22 protein-coding genes are annotated in these 22,932 nt (G+C 33.9%); 1 reads left to right on the top strand and 21 read right to left on the bottom strand.

Features of this window, described 5'->3' with window-relative positions; all coding sequences use genetic code 11:
- Nucleotides 1–105: 105 nt before the first annotated feature.
- The 12 genes from H8718_RS12415 to dprA form a co-directional block, all read right to left on the bottom strand.
- Nucleotides 106–681, bottom strand: coding sequence for a tRNA (mnm(5)s(2)U34)-methyltransferase (locus H8718_RS12415; RefSeq protein ID WP_249333159.1), 576 nt, complete (start codon nt 679–681; stop codon nt 106–108).
- A gap of 1 nt (nt 682) precedes the next feature.
- A complete protein-coding gene (locus H8718_RS12410) occupies nt 683–1,393 on the bottom strand; it encodes a pseudouridine synthase (protein WP_249333158.1) in 711 nt (236 codons plus the stop codon).
- Between the two features lie 20 nt (nt 1,394–1,413).
- Nucleotides 1,414–2,550 carry a D-alanyl-D-alanine carboxypeptidase family protein gene (locus H8718_RS12405; protein ID WP_249333157.1) on the bottom strand — a complete coding sequence of 379 codons (1,137 nt, stop codon included), beginning with the start codon at nt 2,548–2,550 and terminating at the stop codon, nt 1,414–1,416.
- A gap of 87 nt (nt 2,551–2,637) precedes the next feature.
- Nucleotides 2,638–3,207: an SMC-Scp complex subunit ScpB gene (gene scpB, locus H8718_RS12400; RefSeq protein WP_249333156.1), complete on the bottom strand. Its 570-nt coding sequence runs from the start codon at nt 3,205–3,207 to the stop codon at nt 2,638–2,640.
- Nucleotides 3,194–3,955: a segregation and condensation protein A gene (locus H8718_RS12395; protein WP_177669872.1), complete on the bottom strand. Its 762-nt coding sequence runs from the start codon at nt 3,953–3,955 to the stop codon at nt 3,194–3,196. The genes scpB and H8718_RS12395 overlap by 14 nt, the downstream gene beginning before the upstream one ends.
- 121 nt (nt 3,956–4,076) lie before the next feature.
- Nucleotides 4,077–5,267 carry a D-alanyl-D-alanine carboxypeptidase family protein gene (locus H8718_RS12390; protein ID WP_249333155.1) on the bottom strand — a complete coding sequence of 397 codons (1,191 nt, stop codon included), beginning with the start codon at nt 5,265–5,267 and terminating at the stop codon, nt 4,077–4,079.
- Between the two features lie 122 nt (nt 5,268–5,389).
- Entirely contained in the window at nt 5,390–6,694 is a 1,305-nt protein-coding gene (locus H8718_RS12385; RefSeq protein WP_249333154.1) for a pyrimidine-nucleoside phosphorylase, read from the bottom strand.
- A 14-nt stretch (nt 6,695–6,708) separates the two neighbouring features.
- Nucleotides 6,709–7,878, bottom strand: a complete 1,170-nt coding sequence (locus H8718_RS12380) for a phosphopentomutase (protein ID WP_330597692.1) — start codon at nt 7,876–7,878, stop codon at nt 6,709–6,711.
- 109 nt (nt 7,879–7,987) lie between these two features.
- The gene (gene xerD / locus H8718_RS12375; protein ID WP_177669866.1) at nt 7,988–8,830 is read right to left on the bottom strand and encodes a site-specific tyrosine recombinase XerD; all 843 of its coding nucleotides are present in this window, start codon (nt 8,828–8,830) and stop codon (nt 7,988–7,990) included.
- Between the two features lie 318 nt (nt 8,831–9,148).
- Nucleotides 9,149–9,907 carry a GTP-sensing pleiotropic transcriptional regulator CodY gene (gene codY, locus H8718_RS12370; RefSeq protein WP_283246216.1) on the bottom strand — a complete coding sequence of 253 codons (759 nt, stop codon included), beginning with the start codon at nt 9,905–9,907 and terminating at the stop codon, nt 9,149–9,151.
- A 239-nt stretch (nt 9,908–10,146) separates the two neighbouring features.
- Nucleotides 10,147–12,213 (bottom strand): type I DNA topoisomerase, encoded by a 2,067-nt coding sequence (topA, locus tag H8718_RS12365; RefSeq protein ID WP_177669864.1) that lies wholly within the window; start codon nt 12,211–12,213, stop codon nt 10,147–10,149.
- 18 nt (nt 12,214–12,231) lie between these two features.
- Nucleotides 12,232–13,251 (bottom strand): DNA-processing protein DprA, encoded by a 1,020-nt coding sequence (gene dprA / locus H8718_RS12360; protein WP_249333152.1) that lies wholly within the window; start codon nt 13,249–13,251, stop codon nt 12,232–12,234.
- 179 nt (nt 13,252–13,430) lie between these two features.
- Here dprA and H8718_RS12355 point away from each other — a divergent pair, with 179 nt between their 5' ends.
- Entirely contained in the window at nt 13,431–14,939 is a 1,509-nt protein-coding gene (locus tag H8718_RS12355; protein ID WP_249333151.1) for a YifB family Mg chelatase-like AAA ATPase, read from the top strand.
- Between the two features lie 22 nt (nt 14,940–14,961).
- On the opposite strand, the gene nrdR is transcribed toward H8718_RS12355, so the two are convergent.
- The 9 genes from nrdR to murD form a co-directional block, all read right to left on the bottom strand.
- Nucleotides 14,962–15,420, bottom strand: coding sequence for a transcriptional regulator NrdR (nrdR, locus tag H8718_RS12350; protein ID WP_249333150.1), 459 nt, complete (start codon nt 15,418–15,420; stop codon nt 14,962–14,964).
- Nucleotides 15,421–15,477: 57 nt separating this feature from the next.
- Entirely contained in the window at nt 15,478–15,738 is a 261-nt protein-coding gene (locus tag H8718_RS12345) for a YlmC/YmxH family sporulation protein (RefSeq protein WP_177669857.1), read from the bottom strand.
- 29 nt (nt 15,739–15,767) lie between these two features.
- A complete protein-coding gene (gene sigG, locus H8718_RS12340) occupies nt 15,768–16,541 on the bottom strand; it encodes an RNA polymerase sporulation sigma factor SigG (RefSeq protein ID WP_177669855.1) in 774 nt (257 codons plus the stop codon).
- A gap of 83 nt (nt 16,542–16,624) precedes the next feature.
- Entirely contained in the window at nt 16,625–17,374 is a 750-nt protein-coding gene (sigE, locus tag H8718_RS12335; protein WP_177669853.1) for an RNA polymerase sporulation sigma factor SigE, read from the bottom strand.
- Nucleotides 17,375–17,386: 12 nt separating this feature from the next.
- Entirely contained in the window at nt 17,387–18,268 is an 882-nt protein-coding gene (locus H8718_RS12330; protein WP_177669851.1) for a sigma-E processing peptidase SpoIIGA, read from the bottom strand.
- A 113-nt stretch (nt 18,269–18,381) separates the two neighbouring features.
- Nucleotides 18,382–19,497, bottom strand: a complete 1,116-nt coding sequence (ftsZ, locus tag H8718_RS12325; protein WP_177669850.1) for a cell division protein FtsZ — start codon at nt 19,495–19,497, stop codon at nt 18,382–18,384.
- Between the two features lie 79 nt (nt 19,498–19,576).
- On the bottom strand, nt 19,577–20,296 hold the full coding sequence (locus tag H8718_RS12320; RefSeq protein ID WP_249333149.1) for a cell division protein FtsQ/DivIB: 720 nt from the start codon (nt 20,294–20,296) through the stop codon (nt 19,577–19,579).
- 75 nt (nt 20,297–20,371) lie between these two features.
- The gene (locus H8718_RS12315; protein WP_177669846.1) at nt 20,372–21,562 is read right to left on the bottom strand and encodes an FtsW/RodA/SpoVE family cell cycle protein; all 1,191 of its coding nucleotides are present in this window, start codon (nt 21,560–21,562) and stop codon (nt 20,372–20,374) included.
- A gap of 5 nt (nt 21,563–21,567) precedes the next feature.
- Nucleotides 21,568–22,932: a UDP-N-acetylmuramoyl-L-alanine--D-glutamate ligase gene (gene murD, locus H8718_RS12310; RefSeq protein ID WP_249333148.1), complete on the bottom strand. Its 1,365-nt coding sequence runs from the start codon at nt 22,930–22,932 to the stop codon at nt 21,568–21,570.

Raw genomic sequence — 22,932 nt, 5'->3', positions numbered from 1 at the left:
CAATTAGAAAAATAGATTAAAACAAAGTGTAAAAATTGCCATTTATAGTATACTAAATTAAATTGTTAGAAACAATATATTTTTACACAAAACATCATAATTTTATTATATTTTATATAATTGGTTGATAATTAAGAAACAATTAGGACAAGGCTTTATAACGTTATTTACATTAAGTTGCAGAATAGAAAGATTTTTCTTATGCAAACCAGACAAATAATCTTTGACTGCTTCGTGTTCTTTACTTCCTTCTTCATGTCCAGGATAGGTCATCACTACCATCATACCTCCATTTGAGAGTTTCCCAATGGTTTTTTCTATAGCTTCTAAGGTCGTATCTACTCTTGTGACAATAGACTTATCTGCTCCTGGCAAGTAGCCTAAATTAAAGAGTGCTAAGTCTATTTCTCCTTCAATATAACACTCTAAATGATGATGTGAATCTTGGATATAGTAAATGCACTTCTCAGTTTCACCAATTCTAGTCTTACTATTCTCCAAGGCCTGAGCCTGTATATCAAATCCATAGATAGTACTAATTGCTTTTTGATTATTTAAAAACTCTAGGTCATAGCCATTCCCTAGAGTTCCATCCATTGCTATTAAGTTTTCTTTTCCCCACTGACTTAAATGACTTTCAATAAAAAAGTGTACGTTCTTTGTCATATTTCTACTAAGCATCTTATTGTCCTAACCCCTTTAAGTACTCAATTTCTTGTTTTGTTAATGCACGGTATGCACCTACTTCAAGATTACCTAATGTAAGCTTTCCTATAGATTCACGATTCAGCCTTAAAACTTCATACCCTATAGCACTACACATTTTTCTAACTTGTCTATTACGTCCTTCATGAATGGTTAAACTGATTGTTGTTGTTGCACCTGTTTGTCTTATAATCTTTGCTTTTGCCGGTGCTGTTAAATACCCATCAATAACCACACCTTGCTGTAGTTTTTGAATAGCTGCTGGCCTTACAACACCTTTTACTTTCACAACATAAGTTTTATCTACGTGGTGTTTTGGATGTGTTAGACTATAAGTAAGTTCTCCATCATTTGTAAGAAGAAGGAGCCCTGTTGTATTATAGTCTAATCTCCCTACTGGAAACACACGATAAGGTACATCCTTTAATAGATCAAGAACAGTTGCACGATCCTTTTCATCAGACACAGATGTAATATAGCCTACTGGTTTATTAAGAATATAGTAAACCAGTTTTTCTTCCATTGTAACAGGTTTATCATCAAATTCTACTTGATCACCTTCTGCTACTTGTATGCCCTGCTCTGTTACGACCATACCATTGACTTTGACACGCCCTTCTTCTATATAAGCCTCACATTTTCTTCTTGATCCCACACCGCATCCAGCTAAATATTTTTGTAATCGCATAAATCTACCCTTTCTTTATTTCACTTTTGAAAAAATCTTTTTAATTTGTCTAGTAAGTTTGCTTTGTCTACTTTTTGACTTGCAAGAAGATCCACTTTCTTAAGCACTTTTCCATCACAGATAACTTCTACTTTTCCCACAGCCTGATTCTCATCTATTGGTGCCTGAAGCTCATCTGTAACAGTCTTCTTAAGCTCAATTGTTTCTTTTTCATGCTCGGTAAGTGGCAATATAACGGTTTCGTCCACATAAAGTGTAACATCCTCCACTTTACCATTTGTCACTTTAACACTACCTTTTTCTTCGCCCTTATCGAGCACCTTATACTTTTTATAGTTATTATAGCCATAGTTCATAAGTTTAATCACATCTGTATATTTACGTGATTTACCTTTTGAGTCCCATCCAGCTCCTAATGCTACACCAATAAGTTCCATATCCTCTTTTTTAACAGCACCTACAAAGCAATGTCCTGCCTTGCTGGTATAGCCTGTTTTCACACCTTCTGCACCTTCATACTGTGAGAGAAAACGATTTTTATTAATCAATGCATGTTTTTTGCTTCCTTCTACCTGGGTAGTTGGAATTTCAATTTGAGGTGTATTAATGATTTTTACAAACTCTGGGTTATCTAAAGCATAGGCAGCAATAAGTGCCATATCATAAGGCGTGGAATAATGAGACTGTCCATCTAATCCATTAGGAGTTTCAAAACAGGTATTTTCCGCCCCAATGGCTTTAGCTTTTTCAGTCATCATAGCACAGAACTCTTCTACACTTCCACCTACATGCTCTGCTATGGCCACAGCCGTGTCATTATGAGATTCAAGCATGAGGGAATAAAGTAAATCACCTAATTTCTGTTTTTCACCTGTTTTTAAGTTTAACTTAACTTTCGGCGCCCGTGCAGCCCTTCCTGATACCGTTACAATCTCATCTAATTTACCAGATTCAATAGCTACGATACATGTCATAATTTTTGTTGTACTGGCCATAGCCATTTTTTCATGAGCGTTCTTTTCATACAGCACACGCTTACTCTCTTTTTCTATAAGAACAGACCCTTTAGAATAAATAGTTCCAGGCACTTCACTTGCATAGAGTGAGCTACTTAACAAAAGTGTAATAAGTAAGCTAATCCCAAATTTCTTCTTCATTGCATTCACTCCTTATTCTTTCATCTATACTATGATTCAGCATACCTCATCCTTTATCATTTTATGCATAGAAGTGAATGCGTCCTTTTACTCTTCTGAGATGTAATTCATCTCTTCTTCAATCTCTTTTTTGAAACGTTCAATAAGCTCTTCTTTCACCTTTGGAAGCTCTTCAATAGTCTTGAAGCCAAAATGTCTTAAAAAGCTTGTAGTCGTTCCAAATAAAATAGGTCGTCCTATAACATTAAGCCTACCTACTTCCTCAATAAGGTCATATTCAAGAAGTTTACTGACAGCATGTTCAGACCTTACTCCTCTTATATCCTCAATTTGAGCTTTTGTAATTGGCTGTGAATAAGCGACAATAGCCAATGTTTCAAGAAGCGCCTGCGTTAAGAGCCTCTTAATTGGTTTTTGTTTATACTTTTGAATATAAGCAATATTCTTAGGTACCGTACACATTTGATAACCATTGTTTACTTCTATAATTTCTATACCACTATTAGACTTTTTGTAAATTTCATTTAATCTATAAATAGCCATATGTATGGTAATTTCTTCAGTTTCACATACTTCACATAGTTTACTACTCGGAATACTATCTCCTACAAAAAAAAGTAGAGATTCTAATTTGCTTTCAAGTTCAGTCTTTTGCATACGCCTTCACTCCCATAATCATAATATCTGCTAAAGGCTTCTCCTGCACAACACGTATTTGCTTCTTATGAATAAGCTCTAAAATAGACATAAAGGTTACAATACATTCCACTTTAGGCATATCTGGTGTACATAGACTAAAGAATGAAATGTGTGCATTCAGCTCTAATAAATTTAAAATATATAAACTCTTTTGCTCAATAGTAAAAGAATCTTTCTTTAAGATAGATGAATCAATTTTTTTAGATTTTTGATGTACCAGTAACTGTTTCTGTTTAAGAAGTGCCTGAAATGTTTCATAAAGCTGTTCAAGTGTAACATCCATAAGCACATCTTCTGTAGAAGGCTGTGGTAATTCTACCTCATCAGCACTTTCTGCATTCCTAAAGCAATAATCCGTAGATAGGTTTTGTCTTTCATTAAGTTCATGAGAAACGTACTTAATTTTCTTATACTCTAATAATTTTCGAATCAGCTCTTCACGTGGATCGTCTTCTACTAACTCTTCATTTTTAGGAGGCTTCGGTAATAACATTTTAGACTTAATATAAAGCAAAGTGGCTGCCATAACAATAAACTCACTCATCTGTTCAAGTTCTAACGTATTTGAAGTCTCTATATAGGCTAAGTATTGATCTGTAATAGAAGAAATCTCTATGTCATAAATACTCATCTTATTTTTTTCAAGTAAATAGAGTAGTAAGTCTAGTGGTCCTTCAAAATCTTCTAATTTAAATGTTACACTCATGCTAAATCTCCTTATTTATTAAAGTCTATTAACAGTTTAGCGACTATCTTACCAGAATGCAACATAAAAAGACAAAATAGGTTACAAGTTAAACCCTTAACTTATAACCTATTTCTATCCTTTATTCTTTTCCTAGATCAAAGTATCTGCTAAACATATAAGGAATCATATTTTTAAATTTAGCTTTACCTACATCATAAGCAGCTACAAGATTGGCTTCGCCTACAGGTTCACCATTCATATAGTAGGTAATAGTACCTAGTTTTTGATTTTTATAAACAGGTGCTTTTACACCTTCGTCATATTTTATTTCATAGGTTAATTGTTGTTCATCCTTACTTTTTGGTACAACAAAAGCCATAGATTCTTCAATTGTAAGTTCTACAAGCTCTTTATCACCTTTTTTTATTTTCATATTTCCAAGTATTTCGCCTACTTCAGGCCCTTTTTTAACCATATAATTAGCGAAACCATAATCTAGAAGCTGTGCCGCTTCTCTAAAACGAATTTTACCATCTTGAGAACCCATAACAACTGCAATAAGGTTCATATTATCCCTTGTAGCTGTAGCACTTACACAGTGCTTAGCCTGTGGTGTATAACCTGTTTTAAGCCCTGTAATACCATTGTACCATTTAATCATTTTATTTGTATTGGTGAGGCCAAACTCTGTTTCTCCTTTACGTGTACGGTGTGTAATGGTATCCATCCATGTGGTAAGAGTTTTTGAGATATCTGGGAACTTTGTAATAAGAGCTCTAGACATAAGGGCCACATCATGTGCACTGGAAAGATGTCCATCTATATGAAGACCACATGCATTTTTAAATGTAGTATGTTCCATGCCTAACTCACTAGCACGTTTATTCATCATATCTACAAATTGACTCTCACTACCACCAATGTACTCAGCCATAGCAACAGCTGCATCATTGGCAGAAGCAATAGCAATGGCCTTTACAAGGTCACGAACAGTTTGTTCTTCCCCCTCTTCCATAAAGATTTGAGAGCCTCCCATACTGGCTGCATAACTACTTACAGTCACTTTGTCATCCCAGTTGATTTTACCTGCATCTATAGCTTCATGAATGAGTAAAAGGGTCATAACCTTTGTAATACTTGCAGGTGGAATTTCCTCATCCATATTTTTTTCAAGCAGAATTTTACCGCTAGACGCTTCCATAAGAACATAGCTTCTAGCTGTTTCTGCCATACCTGTACCTGATGCCATAGCTTCAGCCGCGAAGACTGTAACATTGGTTATTAATACAATCATTAAGAGCATAACTGCTATCATTTTTTTTCGCAACATAGTTCTACCTCCTATAAATTTATTTCTATTATTTGTTATTTTGAGCAAAATATACTTATTAAATAAGAACTTTATAAGAGTATAAAAATAAGAGCCTTTTTATAAAGGCTCTTATTTTTATATTATCTAATGATTGTATAGATAAGTTGTGGTTTTTCAATAGATTCAGTACTAAAAGTATAGGCGTCTTTAATATAGCGTATTGCTGCTTCTGTATGAGAGTTATCGCTATAGTAAAGTGTTGCAACAACATCACCCTTTGTTACTTTGTCACCTATTTTCTTATGCATTATAAGACCTACACCTAAGTCAATGATACTTTCTTTGTTTTCTCGACCTGCTCCAAGCACAAGTGCCGCTTTCCCTATCATCTCTGTATCAATGGCTGCTACATAGCCTGTTTCTTCAAGTACAACATCCATTTGTTTTGCTGCCGCTGGTAGAAGTGAATAGTCATCTACTGAGCATGCATCTCCACCTTGTGAAGCTACCCATTCACGTAGTTTGTCCATAGCTTTTCCAGATTCAATGAGTTCAGCTGCAAGGCTTAACCCTTCTTCAACTGTTGCCACGCGTCCTGCAAGCACAAACATATTAGCTGCTAAGGTATGTGTAAGCTCTGTTAGATCTCTTGGTCCATTGCCCTTTAATGTATCAATGGCTTCCATAATTTCAAGACTATTTCCAATAGCATTTCCTAAAGGCTGGTTCATATCTGTTACTACAGCAATAGTGTTACGGCCTACTTCTTTACCAATGCGCACCATAGCATCACCTAATTTTTTAGCATCTTCTAAAGTCTTCATAAAAGCTCCACTACCACATTTAACATCTAGTACGATAGCATTTGAACCTGCTGCAATTTTTTTAGACATAATCGATGCTGCAATAAGAGATACATTATCTACAGTGGCTGTTACATCACGTAAAGCATAAATCTTTTTATCTGCCGGAGCAAGATTACCTGTTTGGCCCACAACAGCTACACCATGTTTATTGACATTTTCAATAAAGCCTTCAATTGGTAATTCAACCTTAAAACCCGGGAAAGATTCTAGCTTATCAATGGTCCCTCCTGTATGTCCAAGACCTCTACCTGACATCTTAGCTACTGGTACATCTGCTGCTGCTACAAGTGGCGCAAGTACAATGGTTGTTGTATCGCCTACTCCACCTGTACTATGTTTATCTACTTTAATACCTTCAATAGCAGATAAATCCAACATTTCACCACTTTTAGCCATACATTCTGTAAGGAGTGCTGTTTCTTTATCATTCATTCCTTGGAAGTAAATTGCCATAAGAAGTGCTGACATTTGATAATCAGGAATACTACCATCTGTATAACCTTCTACCACAAAAGCAATCTCCTTATCTGTTAAAACCTCACCTAATTTTTTCTTTTCAATAATATCATAAACTCTCACCTTACATCACCCCACTATTTAGTCATTTGCTTGTAAAAGCTTTCACCTATTTTAAGTGCTGGTAAGTCGAAAATCTCGCAGATTGTTTGTCCAATATCTGCAAAGCTCTTTCTAGTGCCAAGATCTATAGCCCCATTAAACATTTTACTATAAGCAATAAGTGGTACATATTCTCTTGTATGGTCTGTACCAGGTGTTGTTGGATCACAGCCATGATCTGCTGTAATAATAAGTAGATCATCTTCGTTCATAGCTTCTATAATTTGTGGTAGATAGCTATCAAATTCTTCTAAACCTTTGCCATAGCTTACAGGGTCATTACGATGTCCCCATTTCATATCAAAATCTACTAGGTTTGTAAAGATTAAACCATGATTAGGTTGTTTAATAAGTTCTATCGTTTTTTTGATGCCATCTTCATTAGATTTTGTATGAGTTGCATAAGTTATGCCTTCACCTGCAAAAATATCAGAGATTTTACCTACTCCAATAACATCTAATCCTTTTTCTTTTGCATAAACTAATAGGTTTTCTTTTGGAGGCATAACCGCATAGTCATGTCTATTTGGTGTACGCGTAAAAGCACCAGGCTGACCTACAAATGGTCTTGCAATAACTCGAGATACTTCATGTTCACCTTTTAAGAGTTCACGTGCAATCTCACACATTTCATAAAGTCTTTCTAGTGGAATAATCTCTTCATGAGCAGCAATTTGAAATACACTGTCTGCTGAAGTATAGACAATTGGGTAACCTGTTTTCATATGCTCTTCACCTAGATCATCTAAAATAGCTGTCCCAGATGCTGTACAGTTTCCAAGAGTTTTTGTTCCAATTCTCTCTTCAAAGGCATCCATAATTTCTTTAGGGAAGCCATTTGGATAAGTTGGGAAAGGCACTTCTGTATGAATACCAATCATTTCCCAATGTCCTGTCGTTGTATCTTTACCTCTAGATAACTCTGCAAGTCTTGCATAAGTTCCTATTGGACTTTCACATTTTTCAAGAGCTTCCATACCTTCTATATTACCTAAACCTAATTGTGTAAGGTTTGGCAATTGAAGCCCATTATTATGTTTATAAACATGTGCTATTGTATTAACACCTTTATCTCCATATGCTGCTGAATCAGGCATTTCACCCATCCCAACGCTATCTAATACGATCCAAATTACTCTTTTCAAAAGCTCACCATCCTCTATATTCATTTTCAAGTATTTGGTTATAATTGTATTGTATACCAAAACAAAAAAAAATAACAGGGTTTTCGTCCTGTTATTCTTTTCATGTTATTTATTTTGCAATTTGAGTATAAACTTGTGTTGTAGAAATATCTGAATGTCCTAGCATCTGCTGTACAGATTTTAAATTTGCACCATGTTGAATAAGATGTGCTGCAAAAGAATGTCTTAGCATATGTGGCGTAATTTCTGTACTGATATTAGCACTTTTAGCATAGCTCTTTAAGATTTTCCAAAAACCTTGTCTTGTTAAAGGTAACCCATTACAATTCACAAAAAGTGCTGCCTCTTGTTGATCGCGAATCATAGCATATCGTACTTCTCCTAAGTAATTTTTAAGTGCTGTAATAGCAGGTTTACCTATTGGAATACTACGCTCTTTATTTTCATCACGACAAAGAATGTATCCCTGATTCACATTTACATCTGTTACTTTTAAAGTAATTAGTTCAGAGACCCTAATCCCCGTTGCATACAAAAGTTCTAGCATAGCCTTATCACGAATCCCCTTAATATCCGTAGTATGAGGCTGCTCTAGAAGGAGTACAATTTCACTTTCTGATAAAATCTTAGGCACTTTCTTAGGTATTTTTGGCATAGCAATCATAAGTGCAGGATTTTCGTAAACTTTTTCCTGTTTAATTAAATAGAAGAAAAATGCTCTAATAGAAGCAAGCGTTCTTGAAATAGTAGAAGAAGATTTACTAATTTCTTTCATATGTTCTATGTATTTCTCTATCCATTCACTATTAATCGCCCCAATTTGATTAATATTATTATCGTTTAAAAATTTAAAGAAATACTTTAAGTCACGCTCATAAGACTGTATTGTATTCTTAGAAGAGTGCTTAGCATCTCTAAGATAGGCTAAGAATAAAATAAGTTCATTGTACATAAGTAACGCCCCTTTTTCTATAATTTCATTTATTATAGCATAAAATTAAACTATTATTTATAATTAATTATAACCAAAATGATTTTTTTTGTCTACTAAATTTCAATTTTTGTATTAATTACATACTACATTAAATAAACTTTCTAAAATTTATAGTATTAATATAGAAATTAAGTTATTCCTAAAATCTTATGTTACTAATTATTCTGAATCTTATAAGTATCCTTACTTAAAATTGCATAAATAAAAAAGTACTCCTTTGGGAGTACTTTCTTATATTTATATATATATATATATTATTTATATTTAATGAAAAAATTATTTTCTAAGTTTGTTAAGTTCATCAATAAGGGCATCATTTAAAACTTTAATATATGTTCCTTTCATACCAAGAGAACGTGATTCAATAACACCTGCACTTTCAAATTTACGTAATGCATTAACGATTACTGAACGTGTAATACCTACTTTATCAGCAATTTTACTTGCAATAAGTAAACCTTCTGTACCATCAAGTTTCTCAAAGATATGGAAAATTGCTTCAAGTTCTGAATAGGATAATGTGCCAATTGCAGATTTAACAATAGCAATTTTACGTGCTTCTTCATCTGTCTCATCTTTAAGAGATGTAAGCATTTCTACAGCTACAATTGTTGCACCATATTCTGCTAAAATCATATCTTCTGTTGTATAACTTCCTTGATTTTTTTGTTTATAAAGTACAAATGTACCAAGTCTTTGACCACCTGCTACGATAGGTACGATACATCCAATGTAATTTCCGCTATTTGCACTATCTGCAAAAATAGTTTCCATTGATACATTATCTCTAACGTCCATCATAGAAATAAGTTGATCATTGATTGCATAACCAATGTATTGCTCATCATTTACAATGTCATTTGCAAATAGGTTATGAATACCTAACACCTTACTTTTATTACTGATTACTAAAACATTTGATTGTACTACATCACTAATTACTTCGCAAATATTTGAAAAAATAACACGATCAGATCCTACTCTTTGTAATAATCTGTTCACTTTTCGCATTCTTTGTAATAGTTCCATTGACATATCTGTTCCTCCTTAATAGTTTATACAATTAGTATGTTCGAAAAATTTAAACACTATACACTCTATACATTTATCTCCACTAAAAAGACAAAGTTGAGTACTCAACTTTGTCCCCCCAAAAAATTATCATTTACACATAAATCATAATATCATAAATAAAAAGAAAACTCAACCCTTATTTACTAAGAAATCCCTATTTTTTACTTTTTTTATTGATTTTTATCACTTTCTGTCGAAATTTATCCTTTTTTTCCATAGTTACATGTAGAATTTCGACATACAGTTTTCCTGTTCTTACTTGTTCCCTTTTCGATAAGCACATCTCCACATACAGGGCACTTCTCACCCGTAGGACGCTGCCATGACATAAAGTCACATCCCTCTCCGTTATTGTCACAACCATAGTAAGTACGGCCCTTTTTAGTCTTCTTAAGAATAACCTCACCTTGACACAGTGGACATTTTACACCAATCTCTTCATACCATGGTTTAGTAAAATTACATTCTGGGAAGTTTGGACAACCTAAAAACTTACCATACTTACCATAACGTACAATCATATGTGCTCCACATTTATCACAAGGGATATCTGTTACTTCTACAAGATTAACATTTTCCACTTCTTCTTCTGCTTTGATAACAGTTTTATTAAAGTTTGGATAAAAAGCTTTAATAATTTCTTTCCAAAACACATGTCCTGATGCAATTTCATCAAGTACTTTCTCAAGCTGCGCAGTAAACTCTACATCAACAATTTCATCAAAATGAGAAAGCATAATATTGTTTACAACTTCACCAAGTTCTGTTGGATAAAGTACTTTATTCTCTTTTGTCACATAGCCTCTACTAAGTAATGTTGTAATAGTAGGTGCATATGTACTTGGTCTACCTACACCATTCTCTTCTAATGTCTTAACAAGCGTTGCCTCTGAATAACGCGCTGGTGGTTGTGTAAAATGCTGATTTGGTGTAAGTGTAATACATTCTAATACATCTCCTGCACTTACACGAATGGCAGGCTGCTTTTCTATTTGTGCATTATCTAAAGCATAAGCTTTTAAATAACCATCAAATAACTGCACAGAATAAGTTGCTTTAAAAGTATATGGACCATTTTGAATAGAAATTGCATGTGCTTCATATTTAGCTGGCATCATTTGACTTCCTACAAATCTACTCCAAATCATTTGATATAATCTATATTGGTCACGGCTTAAATATTCCTTAATTTCACTTGGCTCATAATTAATATAGGTTGGTCTAATTGCCTCATGGGCATCTTGAATTTTAGCTGCCTTTGATTGTTTAGCTTTTGTATCAGATTTTATATATTCTGGGCCAAATTTATTTGTAATATATTCTACAGCTTGTTCTTTAGCTGTATCTGAAATTCTTACGGAATCTGTACGGATATAAGTTACAATACCCACTTCTTTTTTCCCAATTTTAACCCCTTCATAAAGCTGCTGAGCAATGTTCATCGTCTTTTGAGTAGAGAATCCTAAGTGCTTTGCAGCCTCTTGTTGCATAGTACTTGTTGTAAAAGGAAGAACGGGATTTTTGACACGTTCGGATACCTTAGTAGAAACCACTTCAAAAGGTCTATTTTCACACGCCGTAACAATAGCTTGCGCCTCTTTTTCACTTCTAATATCAACCTTTTGCTGATCTATCTTATCTAATTTTGCTTCAAAACCTTTTGTTTTACCTTGTTTAAATAAGGCCTCTATAGACCAGTATTCTTGTTCAATAAATTCTTGAATTTCTTTTTCTCTATCGCTAATAAGTCTTAAAGTAACAGATTGAACGCGTCCTGCACTAAGTCCTTTTCGGATTTTCTTCCATAAAATTGGACTAATTTTATATCCTACTAAACGATCAAGTACCCTTCTTGCTTGCTGTGCATCCACTAAATCCATATTAACTTCTCTAGGATGTTTAATGGCTTCTTTAACAGCTTGTTCTGTAATTTCATTAAAGGTAATACGATATACCTTTTTATCTTCTAACTTTAAGGCATGATATAAATGCCATGAAATAGCTTCCCCTTCTCTATCGGGGTCAGTTGCAAGATAAATACATTTAGCACTCTTAGCTTCTTTACGTAATTTCTGCAAAAGTTCCCCCTTGCCACGAATTGTAATATATTTAGGGTCATAATCATGTTCTACATCAATTCCTAACTGACTCTTAGGCAGATCACGTACATGTCCTATAGAAGCTTCCACCTTATAATTTTTCCCTAGAAATTTGCTAATTGTATTTACTTTGGCTGCTGACTCCACAATGACCAAGTTACTTGCCATAATAACCTCCTAATCACTCTAATTCAAACGGACGTACCGCCTACCCGGTAACCGTGTGATGAATCCTTTTATCTCTAATTTTAATAGTATTTTTTCAATCTGATGTTCTGACATATTGCTTTTTTGTGCAACATCTAATAATGGTGTCGGTTGCCAACTTAAGTTATCATATACCATTATTTCAACTTTATCAAGTAGTAGTATAGGATTGTTGGTGTAATTATTTTCAAAATTGTCACACTGAATAGGCAATTGATACACGAGTTCTTCTATAATATCTTCTACACAAGTTACCATTTTAGCCCCTGCTTGAATAAGCTTATTTGTTCCTTTACTAAGTGGATTATTCATATTGCCTGGCACTGCAAAAACTTCTCTATTCTGCGCTAAAGCCAAGTGAGCTGTAATAAGTGAACCACTTCTTTGTGCTGCTTCTACTACTACAGTTCCTAAAGATAAACCACTAATAATACGATTACGCATAGGAAATTGATAAGCTCTAGGCTCTGTACCAGGTAAAAACTCTGACAACAGGCCCCCTCTTTCTAAAAGTGCCTGATATAAAGTCCTATTCTGCTTAGGATAACATATATCTACACCACACCCAAGTACTGCTAATGTACGATTTCCTTTACTTAAAGCTCCTTTATGTGCTGCTTCATCTATTCCTAATGCCATCCCACTTACAACACTAAAGCCCGCTTTCCCTAATTCATTGCCAAGCTCATTAGCAACACTATATCCATATTCTGTGCATTTTCTTGCACCTACAATGGCAATAGATGGCCAGTTAACAAGTGTTTTATCTCCCTTTAGAAAAAAGACAATGGGCGGATCATCTATTACCTTTAATCTGTCTGGATAATCCTCATCTTCTATTGTTACCATAGTAATACCTTGATGTTCTAAAGATTCATAGTAATTTTGTAAATCCTCTAAATCTTTCTTCGATGCTTGTATTTTTTGCGTTTTTTCAGGATCTATTCCTATGCTTTTATAAAAATCGTCATCTGCTTCATAAATTTTTTGACAACTCAAAACTTGTTTCCATAGAGTATATTTAAAAACCTCAGGTAAATTCAGTACATGGAACCAAAGACAATAAAATTTGTGCATATCAAAGCCCTTCCTCTCTAAATAATCAAATTAGTTATTATGTTTAAAAAATTAATTCTTGGTTAAGCTTTAACTAATGATTTTTTTGAAAGGATACCCGTATGTTTTGTAAATTAATCAGTTCATGTCTAAATGGTTTTAAATCAATTGAAGTTCATGTAGAAGTAGATGTATGTGATGGCCTTCCTTCCTTTGAAATAGTAGGTTTACCTGATAATAGTGTACGTGAATCTAAAGAACGTGTTAAAAGTGCTATAAAAAATAGTGGATTTACTTTTCCAGTAAAACGTATCACTGTTAATCTGGCCCCTGCAGATATTAAAAAGGAAGGAAGTCTTTATGACCTTCCTATCGCTTTAGGTTTGCTAGGCTGTATGGGGATTATTCCCTCAGATGCTTTCCAGGATAAAATTTTTCTAGGTGAACTAGCTCTAGATGGCACATTGCGACATGTCAATGGTATACTGCCTATTGTCTATAGTCCACCTACCTCAAGTGTTTCATATATTCTTCCAGACACTAATGCTCTAGAACTATCTAAAGCACCTCACCAGGCTCTTTTGTACTTTCATACGCTAACTGAAGTTATACATTACCTTATTAATAATGAGCTTCCTCTCCAACCCGAAATTCAAGAAATACCTTCTGCTATAAACTATCCTGATTTTGAAGATGTAAAAGGACAAGAACATATTAAACGCGGACTTATGATTGCCGCTGCTGGGCATCATCATACCTTACTTATTGGTCCTCCAGGGTGTGGTAAAACTATGGTTGCCAAACGTCTTCCTGGTATTTTACCTTCCCTCCCCCCCCAGGCACAAGTTGAACTTACCAAAATTTATAGTCTAGCCAAACAAATCTCTGTATCACTCCCTATTAAATACAGACCTTTTAGAGCGCCTCATCATACAACTACTATACAAGGACTAACTGGCGGAGGCATACATCCTAAGCCTGGTGAAATCAGCTTGGCACATCAAGGTGTGCTCTTTTTAGATGAACTACTAGAATTTAATCGTCAGGTTTTAGAAACTATGAGACAACCATTAGAAGAAGGGCAAATTACTATTTCTAGGATTAATAATCAGGTTACCTTTCCAGCACAATTTCTGTTCATTGCAGCTACTAATCCTTGCCCCTGTGGCTATTATCCTGATACTCATAAATGTCACTGTGACCTCCCTAGTATAAGACGTTATTTAAATAAACTTTCTGGTCCTCTTCTTGATCGATTAGATTTACAATTAGAAATGCAGCCTGTATCCTTCCATCATCTTCATAAAGGTACTTGTCTATCCACACAGGAAATGAAAGATAAAGTCCAAACAGCTAGACAAATTCAAGCTTCTCGTTTCCATTCCATAGGCCTAAATACTAATAGTGAAATACCTACTAAATTCCTAAAGACTTATTGTATACTTACCCATGAAGCAGAAGATTTACTTGATCATTGGTTTAATACAATAGGTTCGAGTGCTAGAAGTTATACAAGCATTCTAAAACTTGCACGTACTATTGCAGACTTAGATGATAAGGATATAATCGATGAAGAATGTATGAGTGAAGCTCTAAGCTATCGTTTACTTGACCGTAAATTTTGGGCGTAAAAAATAGTCCTTTTAATAAGGACTATTTTTTACGTTTTTTAATATTCTCTAATTCTACAATAAATTCATCAATATCATTAAATTTCTTATACACAGACGCAAAACGGATATAAGCCACTTCGTCAAGTTGTTTTAAGTAAGCCATAGCAATCTCACCAATTTCAGCAGATGTAATTTCTTTACGTTCATAGGCATAAATTTGATTTTCAATTTCTCCTACAATAGCCTCTAACTGTTCTAAATGAATAGGACGTTTATTACATGAACGTAAAATACCTTTTAAGAGCTTATCTCTGTCAAAAGGTTCGCGTGTTTGATTAGTTTTAATTACCATAATAGGCATACACTCTATCTTTTCATAAGTTGTAAACCTACGTTCACATCTTTCACATTGTCTACGTCTTCTAATGGACTTATTGTCCTCTGTTGGCCTAGAGTTCAGTACTTTAGACATGGCATATCCACAAAAAGGACACTTCATTTGTTATCCTCCTACACATGTATTATACTTTAACATAACATATGTATATACCGGAAGTCAATATTCATCTATCTTCATAGACATACCATCTTTTAATTCTACTAAAATAATATCTTCTCCTATTTTTTTTATGTTCTCCCAAGGAATAAGATACTCTGTTTCTCTACCAAAGAGCCCCATTACCTTTCCAGGACCAGGTACAACTAATTTTTTAACTTGTCCTGTTGTCCAATCAATTTCTACATCACAGATGTAACCAAGTCTTGCTCCATCTAGCGTATTAATAATTTCTTTGTGTTTCATATCACCTATACGCATTCGCTAATCCCCCTTATTTTATATAAAAATTAAATATATTTTTTCATATGCTTAAGTGCAGTCTTTTCTAATCTGGAAACTTGAGCTTGAGAAATTCCAATCTCATCAGCTACTTCCATTTGTGTTTTGCCTGCAAAAAATCGTAATGTTAAAATATGTTTTTCTCTACTATTTAGTCTCTTCATTGCTTCTTTAAGTGAAATATTTTCTAACCATATATCATCTTGACTCTTCTCATCACTTACTTGATCCATAATATAAAGCGCATCACTTTCATCATGATAAACAGGTTCAAATAAAGAGATAGGATCTTGAATAGCATCTAATGCAAAAACAACATCTTCTTTAGGCAAGCCCAGCTCTGCTGCAATCTCCTGTATATTAGGCTCCTTTGCATTTTGTCTTGTAAGCTTTTCCTTGGCTTGTAAGGCTTTATACGCAGTATCCCTTAACGATCTACTTACACGTATAGAATTATTGTCTCTTAAGTAACGTCTAATTTCTCCAATAATCATAGGGACTGCATAAGTGGAAAACTTGACATTTTGGGTGACATCAAAATTATCAATAGCCTTAATAAGTCCTATACAACCTACTTGGAATAGGTCATCTACATGCTCCCCCCTATTATTAAACCTTTGAATAACACTGAGAACAAGTCTTAAATTACCATATATATATTCTTCCCTAGCATGTAAATCTCCCTGTTCTATTAGCTTAAATAAGATTTCTTTTTTTTCATTTGAAAGAATGGGTAGTTTTGCAGTGTTTACCCCACAAATTTCTACTTTATTTATTGCCATGCAGATTCCTCCTAGTCATACCATTAAGTATTACATAAGCATATAAATAAGCATCTCCATCCTTAGTTATTTTATGCACAGCCTTAACTCATTCTAGTAATTTCCTTTTTTAGTCTCAATATAATCTTCTTTTCTAATCTAGAAATATAAGATTGAGAAATCCCTAATAAATCTGCTACTTCTTTTTGTGTTTTTTCTTTACCTTGTGTATTAAACCCAAATCTTAATTCTACAATTTCACGTTCTCTTTCAGATAACTTTTCAAGTGCCTGCTTAAGTAAAGTCTTATCCACTTCATCCTCAATATTCCGATAAATAATATCCGATTCTGTTCCTAAAATATCTGAAAGAAGTAGTTCATTACCATCCCAGTCTACATTGAGTGGCTCATCTATAGAAATTTCAATTTTAAGCTTATTCGTACGTCTTAAATACATTAAAATTTCATTTTCAATACATCTTGATGCATAAGTTGCAAGCTTAATTTTTTTTTCGGGATTAAAAGTATTGATAGCTTTAATTAATCCAATCGTACCAATAGAAATCAAATCTTCCATACCTATCCCTGTATTTTCAAACTTACGTGCAATATATACTACAAGTCTTAAATTACGTTCTATAAGAACATTTTTGACACGTTCTAAAGTTTGTCTATCATCTTTATATTTACTGATACAAGTTACCAAAGACTCTTCTTCTTGTTTTGTAAGTGGTGGTGGTAATACTTCACTTCCACCAATATAGTGAACAGGTTGTTTATATCTTAATAAATAACGCCCTGCCATCTTCTTAATCCACGCAATACAATATGCTACATAACCTCTTAACTTCATTTCACATCCTCCTTATGGTCTTAACAAATAATCTGGATGAATAAGTGCACTATAATTTTGTCTATTAAAAACTTGATTTTGTACAACACCTATTACACATTCATCAAAAACTTGGCAGTAGGCCCCCTTGCTTATGGTCATATGATCTACGACTATACCAAGTAGAATACCTTCCTTACATCCTATACTTTCATAAGGAATAAGATAAATCTTGGCCATTTCCTGATGTACTTTATTTAATGACTCTTGTATGCCATATTTAAAACACTCACTCATAACGCCTTTTTCACCTTCTGACAATAAGGGTTTCACGTCCTCATAAGGTACGACACTTACTGGTTTATGAGAAGAAAGCGTGTAAAGACAATTGCCCGAATCTAAAAAACCTTTAAGCTGGATATGTTCTCCATCCTTACATAAACTCAGATCATATTCAAAATGAGGCATGATAAAACGCTTTCTTATAAAATTAGAACTTAAATAAATAATTAAACAGATCATCCCTCCTATTAAAATAGGGATTATCATAGAAAGTGAATGAACTATCCCTAGCGCTAAACATATATAGTAACTGTTAAATACAGCTCCTCCTATTAAAAATGCTGCAAAATGGCTGATCAGAAATACTTTTATAAACATTTTTAAGGTGTTCGGTTTAAAAATCATAAGGATAGGCATAATAGGTATGAAAAAATAATATAAATAAAGAGGTAGATTACGTAATACTGGCACAATAAACCCTAGGCAATACAGTCCTGCAGCTAAGATACTACCTATGATAAGATTGCTTTTTTTTATAGAATGATTAAATATAATAGCAGCAATGACAAAAATATAAAAATCCATAATCAAATTGAGTATAAATAAAACATCTATATATAGGACTTGCACCATACCTCCCCCCCTCTTGGCTACAAAAATATTTTATAGCATCTTCTATACAAATTTTGTAAAACTGAAGAAAATATAAAAAAAAAGATACGACAATTATCGTATCTTTTTTTATGTTATCTAGAACGTCTTAAAAAATGTGGAATTTCTACTTGTACCTCAGGCGCTTTATGTACTTCTTCTTTTTTTATTGAAACTTCTTCATGTTTCATTGCTTGAGGAGCCGTTTCTGCTACCACTTGTTTAGGCTGTTCAAAACGTTGAGGAATAATCTCTTTATTATGGAAATCCGTTGCAATAACTGTAATAACAATTTCATCTCCAAGTTCTTCATTAATAGAAGTACCAAAAATAATTTCTGCATCTGGGTCAACACATTCACAAATAAGATTAGCACCCATATTAGCTTCCATAAGCCCTAATGACTCACCACCAGCCATGTTAATTAGAACACATCTTGCACCATCAATGGTTGTATCAAGAAGTGGGCTACTGATTGCTTGTTTGATTGCTTCTTCTGCACGATTTTCACCTGATGCACGTCCAATACCCATATGTGCAACACCTTTGTTGTTCATAATAGTACGTACATCCGCAAAGTCTAGGTTAATAACCCCTGGATTAGAAATAAGGTCTGCAATACCTTGTACACCTTGTTGAAGTACATCATCTGCTTTACTAAAAGCTTCAAGCATTGTTGTTTTCTTATCAATAACTTGTAAAATCTTATCATTTGGAATAATAACAAGTGTATCTACTGATTTCTTAAGTTCTTCAATACCTTTTTCAGCATTTAACATACGTTTTCTTCCTTCAAAACCAAAAGGTTTTGTTACAACGCCTACTGTTAAAATGCCTTGTTCTTTTGCAATACTTGCAATAACTGGTGCAGCACCTGTCCCAGTACCACCGCCCATTCCAGCTGTGATAAATAACATATCTGTACCTTTAATAGCTTGTACAATTTCTTCACGGCTTTCTTCAGCAGATTTTGTTCCAATTTCAGGATTTGCACCTGCACCAAGTCCTCTTGTCATTTTTTCACCAATTTGTATTTTTGTTGGTGCTTGAGAACGAGATAATGCTTGATGATCTGTATTAATTGTAATAAAATCGACACTTGCTAAGCCTTTTTCAATCATTCTATCTACGGCGTTGTTACCACCGCCACCAACACCTATTACTTTAATTTGAGCTCCTTGGCATTCATGTTCCATACAAAATTCGAGCAAGACTACTCCCCCTTTATTCATTCGCATATGACTATATTTAAGGTATAATATAAAACACTCTTAATCAAACAATCTATTACTAATCTAGCGGCGTCAAAACAGCTTGTCCGTCTTGAATGTACGATAAATCTAATATTCCCATGGAATAATTATTATTTACCTGTATTAACCATTTTATTTTTTCGTCAAAATTTCTGATATTACCAATTATAACATTTAACTTACCAACATACAAGTGGATTTCTTCTAGATTTGAGACGTCTATAACATCTATTTCCTTTAAAAAATCATATTTTGACAAGATAGTAACCATTTCTTTTACTGTATCTACTTTTTCCTCATTTCCTATCCCTATTTTTTCGCCAATTGAGAAATATTCAAATTGCATACCTTCTAATAAAGGTAATTCAAACCTTTTACTTTTACTTTGTTCAAGCACTTTCCCCTTTTGATCAATGCATAGAAAGCTATCATGAAACTGTATGTATCCTAATAGCTGATTTTCTACTACCTTTACAGTCAAACGATTGGGAAATTCATAATTTATTTGTACTTCTTCTACAAATGGAAGTTCTGTAATATGTTTAGTAGCTATTTTTTTATTGAGACTTAGAGGGTGCATATTCAGTACTATGCCCCCCTCTTTTAAAATTTCCTCTTCTGTATAGTAATGAGTACTTGTTACATCAATCTGCTCAATACGCCAAATAGGTAAAAATAAAATTATCACAAATATAAGACCTATAATTGCTAAGACATATAATCCCTTTTTGAGTACTATTTTCTCATTTCCTCTCATGTATCTTACTCCTTTCATTAACGCCACATACTAAATAGGACATTTATAAGCTTTCTTATAAATGTCCTATCTGTATTACTCCTTTGGTTTTCCTATAGCTGCTGTTCGCGATATATTAACTAATATTCCTAAAGAACCTAATAAGATTAGCAGAGCCGTTCCCCCATAACTTACCATAGGAAGCTGCATCCCTGTAGTTGGAATACTATTGGTATTAACAGCTACATTAATAAGCACCTGTACAGCAATCATTCCCGATATACCCGTAGCTACTAAAGCTCCAAAGAAATCATCTGCGTGCGCTGCAACGGAGAATCCTCTTAAAACAAGTACGGCATATGCTAATAGTAATAAGGCTGCTCCTACAAGTCCTAATTCTTCACAAATAACAGCAAAAATAATATCATTGTGAGGTTCTGGTAAAAATCCTAGTTTCTGTACACCTAATCCTAAACCTGTACCAAATAGTCCTCCTGAACCTATAGCATAGAGCGACTGAATAGGTTGATAACCTCCACCTACAGGATCAATCCAGGGATCTTGCCAAATACGAATACGGTCTAATCTATAAGGCTTAAAGATTTCTCCTAAAAAGCCTCCAAGTTCTATGTTATTTACTGCAATATAATAAATCCACATGATAGCTGCTCCCCCTACAACTATCCCTAATATGTAGTACCATATCTTCGGTGTAGACACAAATAAAATAAGTAAACCTACAAAAGCTACAACAATAGCAGAACTAAGGTTCTCTACAGCAATAATAACAGTAGGTACTAATACAATGAGTCCACCGATAAGTAAATAGCGTATTTTATCAAGCTTCTTCCTATACTTTAAAATATACGAAGAAAGCATGATAATAACACCTATTTTAACTACTTCTGAAGGTTGAAATTGAATAGGTCCAATTTCAATCCATCTTGTAGCTCCATTAACATTTTTACCAAATACAAATAAACTTAGTGCAAGTAAAATCGATATACCGTACAAAAGTCCTGCTATCTTAATATTAGCCAAAATACGGTAATTAAAAAAGTATGTTACACAAAACATCACGCCAATACCTGCAATACCAACTAATAATTGACGTTTTGCAAATCTAAAAGGGTCTCCAAAGTTAGTCATACCATGATAGTGACTAGCACTATAAACCATTACAACTCCAAATCCAACAATTAAAATAATCATTGTGATGAGTAAAAAATCTGGGGCGTGTTTTAACGTAACTTTTTTCTTTTTAGTAAGTGTTTTTGATGTTGCCATTTACATCACCCTTCCAAATGATTCACAATTTCTTTAAAAATCTGACCTCTTTGTTCATAACTTTCAAACATATCCCAACTTGCGCAAGCTGGTGATAATAATACACATTCATTAGACTGTGCATTTTGATAAGCTGCTTTTATAGCTGCTTCAAAAGTCTCAAAAGCTTCTACAGCATCAAAATGCTGCATTTTACATTCTTCTAGAATTTGATCCTTACATTCACCAATAACATAAAGCTTCTTAACTCTTCCAGTAAATAATTTCACCCATTCTGTAAAGGAAATCTTTTTGTCCATTCCACCACCAATTAAGTGAATAGGTTTATTCATAGAAATAAGTCCTGGAATAGCAGCTCCAACATTGGTTGCTTTAGAGTCATTGAAATAGTCCACACCTTTTTTAGTGCATACAAATTCTAAGCGATGCTCAACACCAGCAAACTTTTGGATTTCTTCTTTAATAACCTCTTCTGGAACACCAAATGCCTTGCAGATGGCAATAGCAGCTAATGCATTTTCGATATTATGTGCACCTACTATTTTTAAATCTTTAATAGCACAGACAAGCTCTTGCCTATCCCCTATATTTTCATAAAGGCTCGTACCATCTGAGAAAGCGCCTCGTAAGGTAGCTTTTTGGTTATTGAAAGTTATGACTTGACCTGATGCAAGCTTTTTCGCTTCTTCAAAATACTCATCTTGTTCGTTTAGAATCACATAATCTGCATCAGACTGATTTATAAAAACTTGATATTTAGCTTTACAGTAATTTTCCATTGTTTTATGTCTATTAAGGTGATCTGGCGTAATATTTAAAATGGCAGATACTTTAGGATGGAAAGTTTCAATGGTTTCTAGTTGAAAACTACTTACTTCAGCTACAACAACACCACTTTCAGGAATATGTAATACATCTTCACTAAAAGCTCTTCCAATATTCCCTACTACATATGTGTTAGGATTATAAGCTTTTATAATTTGTCCTACTAAAGATGTGGTTGTTGTTTTACCATTAGTTCCTGTAATGGCTACAATAGGTGCCTTACAGAAAGTTGCTGCATACTCAAGTTCACCTATTACTTTTTTACCCTTCTTTATAGCTTCTTCTATAAAGGGTAAATCAAGTGGTACACCAGGACTTACAATAATAAGATCGTATGAATCAAGGCTTATAGAAGGTTCAAAAATAAACTGAACCCCCTCCCCTTGTAAAATATCAATACGTTCTTGGTCATCCTTGTGAAATTGATTATATGTTTTTTTATCATAAACACTTACACGATAGCCATCTTTTGTAGCAAGTCTAGCTGCTGCTAAACCACTTCGTGCACATCCTATAATAATAGCTGTGTTTTCATTATGCTTCAT

Origin of the sequence: Zhenhengia yiwuensis, from assembly GCF_014384995.1 — a bacterium.
Classification (GTDB): Bacteria; Bacillota; Clostridia; order Lachnospirales; family Cellulosilyticaceae; genus Zhenhengia; species Zhenhengia yiwuensis.
Note: the sequence above shows the minus strand (reverse complement) of the source record. Positions and strands in the feature narration are given on the sequence as shown.

Excerpts from the sequence above, each read along its gene's own strand:
- nrdR (WP_249333150.1), bottom strand. The coding sequence starts at position 15,420 with ATGAAGTGTCCTTTTTGTGGATATGCCATGTCTAAAGTACTGAACTCT.
- sigG (WP_177669855.1), bottom strand. The coding sequence starts at position 16,541 with ATGGCAATAAATAAAGTAGAAATTTGTGGGGTAAACACTGCAAAACTA.
- H8718_RS12405 (WP_249333157.1), bottom strand. The coding sequence starts at position 2,550 with ATGAAGAAGAAATTTGGGATTAGCTTACTTATTACACTTTTGTTAAGT.
- H8718_RS12355 (WP_249333151.1), top strand. The coding sequence starts at position 13,431 with ATGTTTTGTAAATTAATCAGTTCATGTCTAAATGGTTTTAAATCAATT.
- H8718_RS12320 (WP_249333149.1), bottom strand. The coding sequence starts at position 20,296 with ATGAGAGGAAATGAGAAAATAGTACTCAAAAAGGGATTATATGTCTTA.
- topA (WP_177669864.1), bottom strand. The coding sequence starts at position 12,213 with ATGGCAAGTAACTTGGTCATTGTGGAGTCAGCAGCCAAAGTAAATACA.
- codY (WP_283246216.1), bottom strand. The coding sequence starts at position 9,907 with ATGTCAATGGAACTATTACAAAGAATGCGAAAAGTGAACAGATTATTA.
- H8718_RS12330 (WP_177669851.1), bottom strand. The coding sequence starts at position 18,268 with ATGGTGCAAGTCCTATATATAGATGTTTTATTTATACTCAATTTGATT.
- xerD (WP_177669866.1), bottom strand. The coding sequence starts at position 8,830 with ATGTACAATGAACTTATTTTATTCTTAGCCTATCTTAGAGATGCTAAG.
- H8718_RS12345 (WP_177669857.1), bottom strand. The coding sequence starts at position 15,738 with ATGCGTATAGGTGATATGAAACACAAAGAAATTATTAATACGCTAGAT.
- sigE (WP_177669853.1), bottom strand. The coding sequence starts at position 17,374 with ATGAAGTTAAGAGGTTATGTAGCATATTGTATTGCGTGGATTAAGAAG.
- H8718_RS12410 (WP_249333158.1), bottom strand. The coding sequence starts at position 1,393 with ATGCGATTACAAAAATATTTAGCTGGATGCGGTGTGGGATCAAGAAGA.
- H8718_RS12390 (WP_249333155.1), bottom strand. The coding sequence starts at position 5,267 with ATGTTGCGAAAAAAAATGATAGCAGTTATGCTCTTAATGATTGTATTA.
- H8718_RS12395 (WP_177669872.1), bottom strand. The coding sequence starts at position 3,955 with ATGAGTGTAACATTTAAATTAGAAGATTTTGAAGGACCACTAGACTTA.
- scpB (WP_249333156.1), bottom strand. The coding sequence starts at position 3,207 with ATGCAAAAGACTGAACTTGAAAGCAAATTAGAATCTCTACTTTTTTTT.
- H8718_RS12415 (WP_249333159.1), bottom strand. The coding sequence starts at position 681 with ATGCTTAGTAGAAATATGACAAAGAACGTACACTTTTTTATTGAAAGT.
- H8718_RS12315 (WP_177669846.1), bottom strand. The coding sequence starts at position 21,562 with ATGGCAACATCAAAAACACTTACTAAAAAGAAAAAAGTTACGTTAAAA.
- murD (WP_249333148.1), bottom strand. The coding sequence starts at position 22,932 with ATGAAGCATAATGAAAACACAGCTATTATTATAGGATGTGCACGAAGT.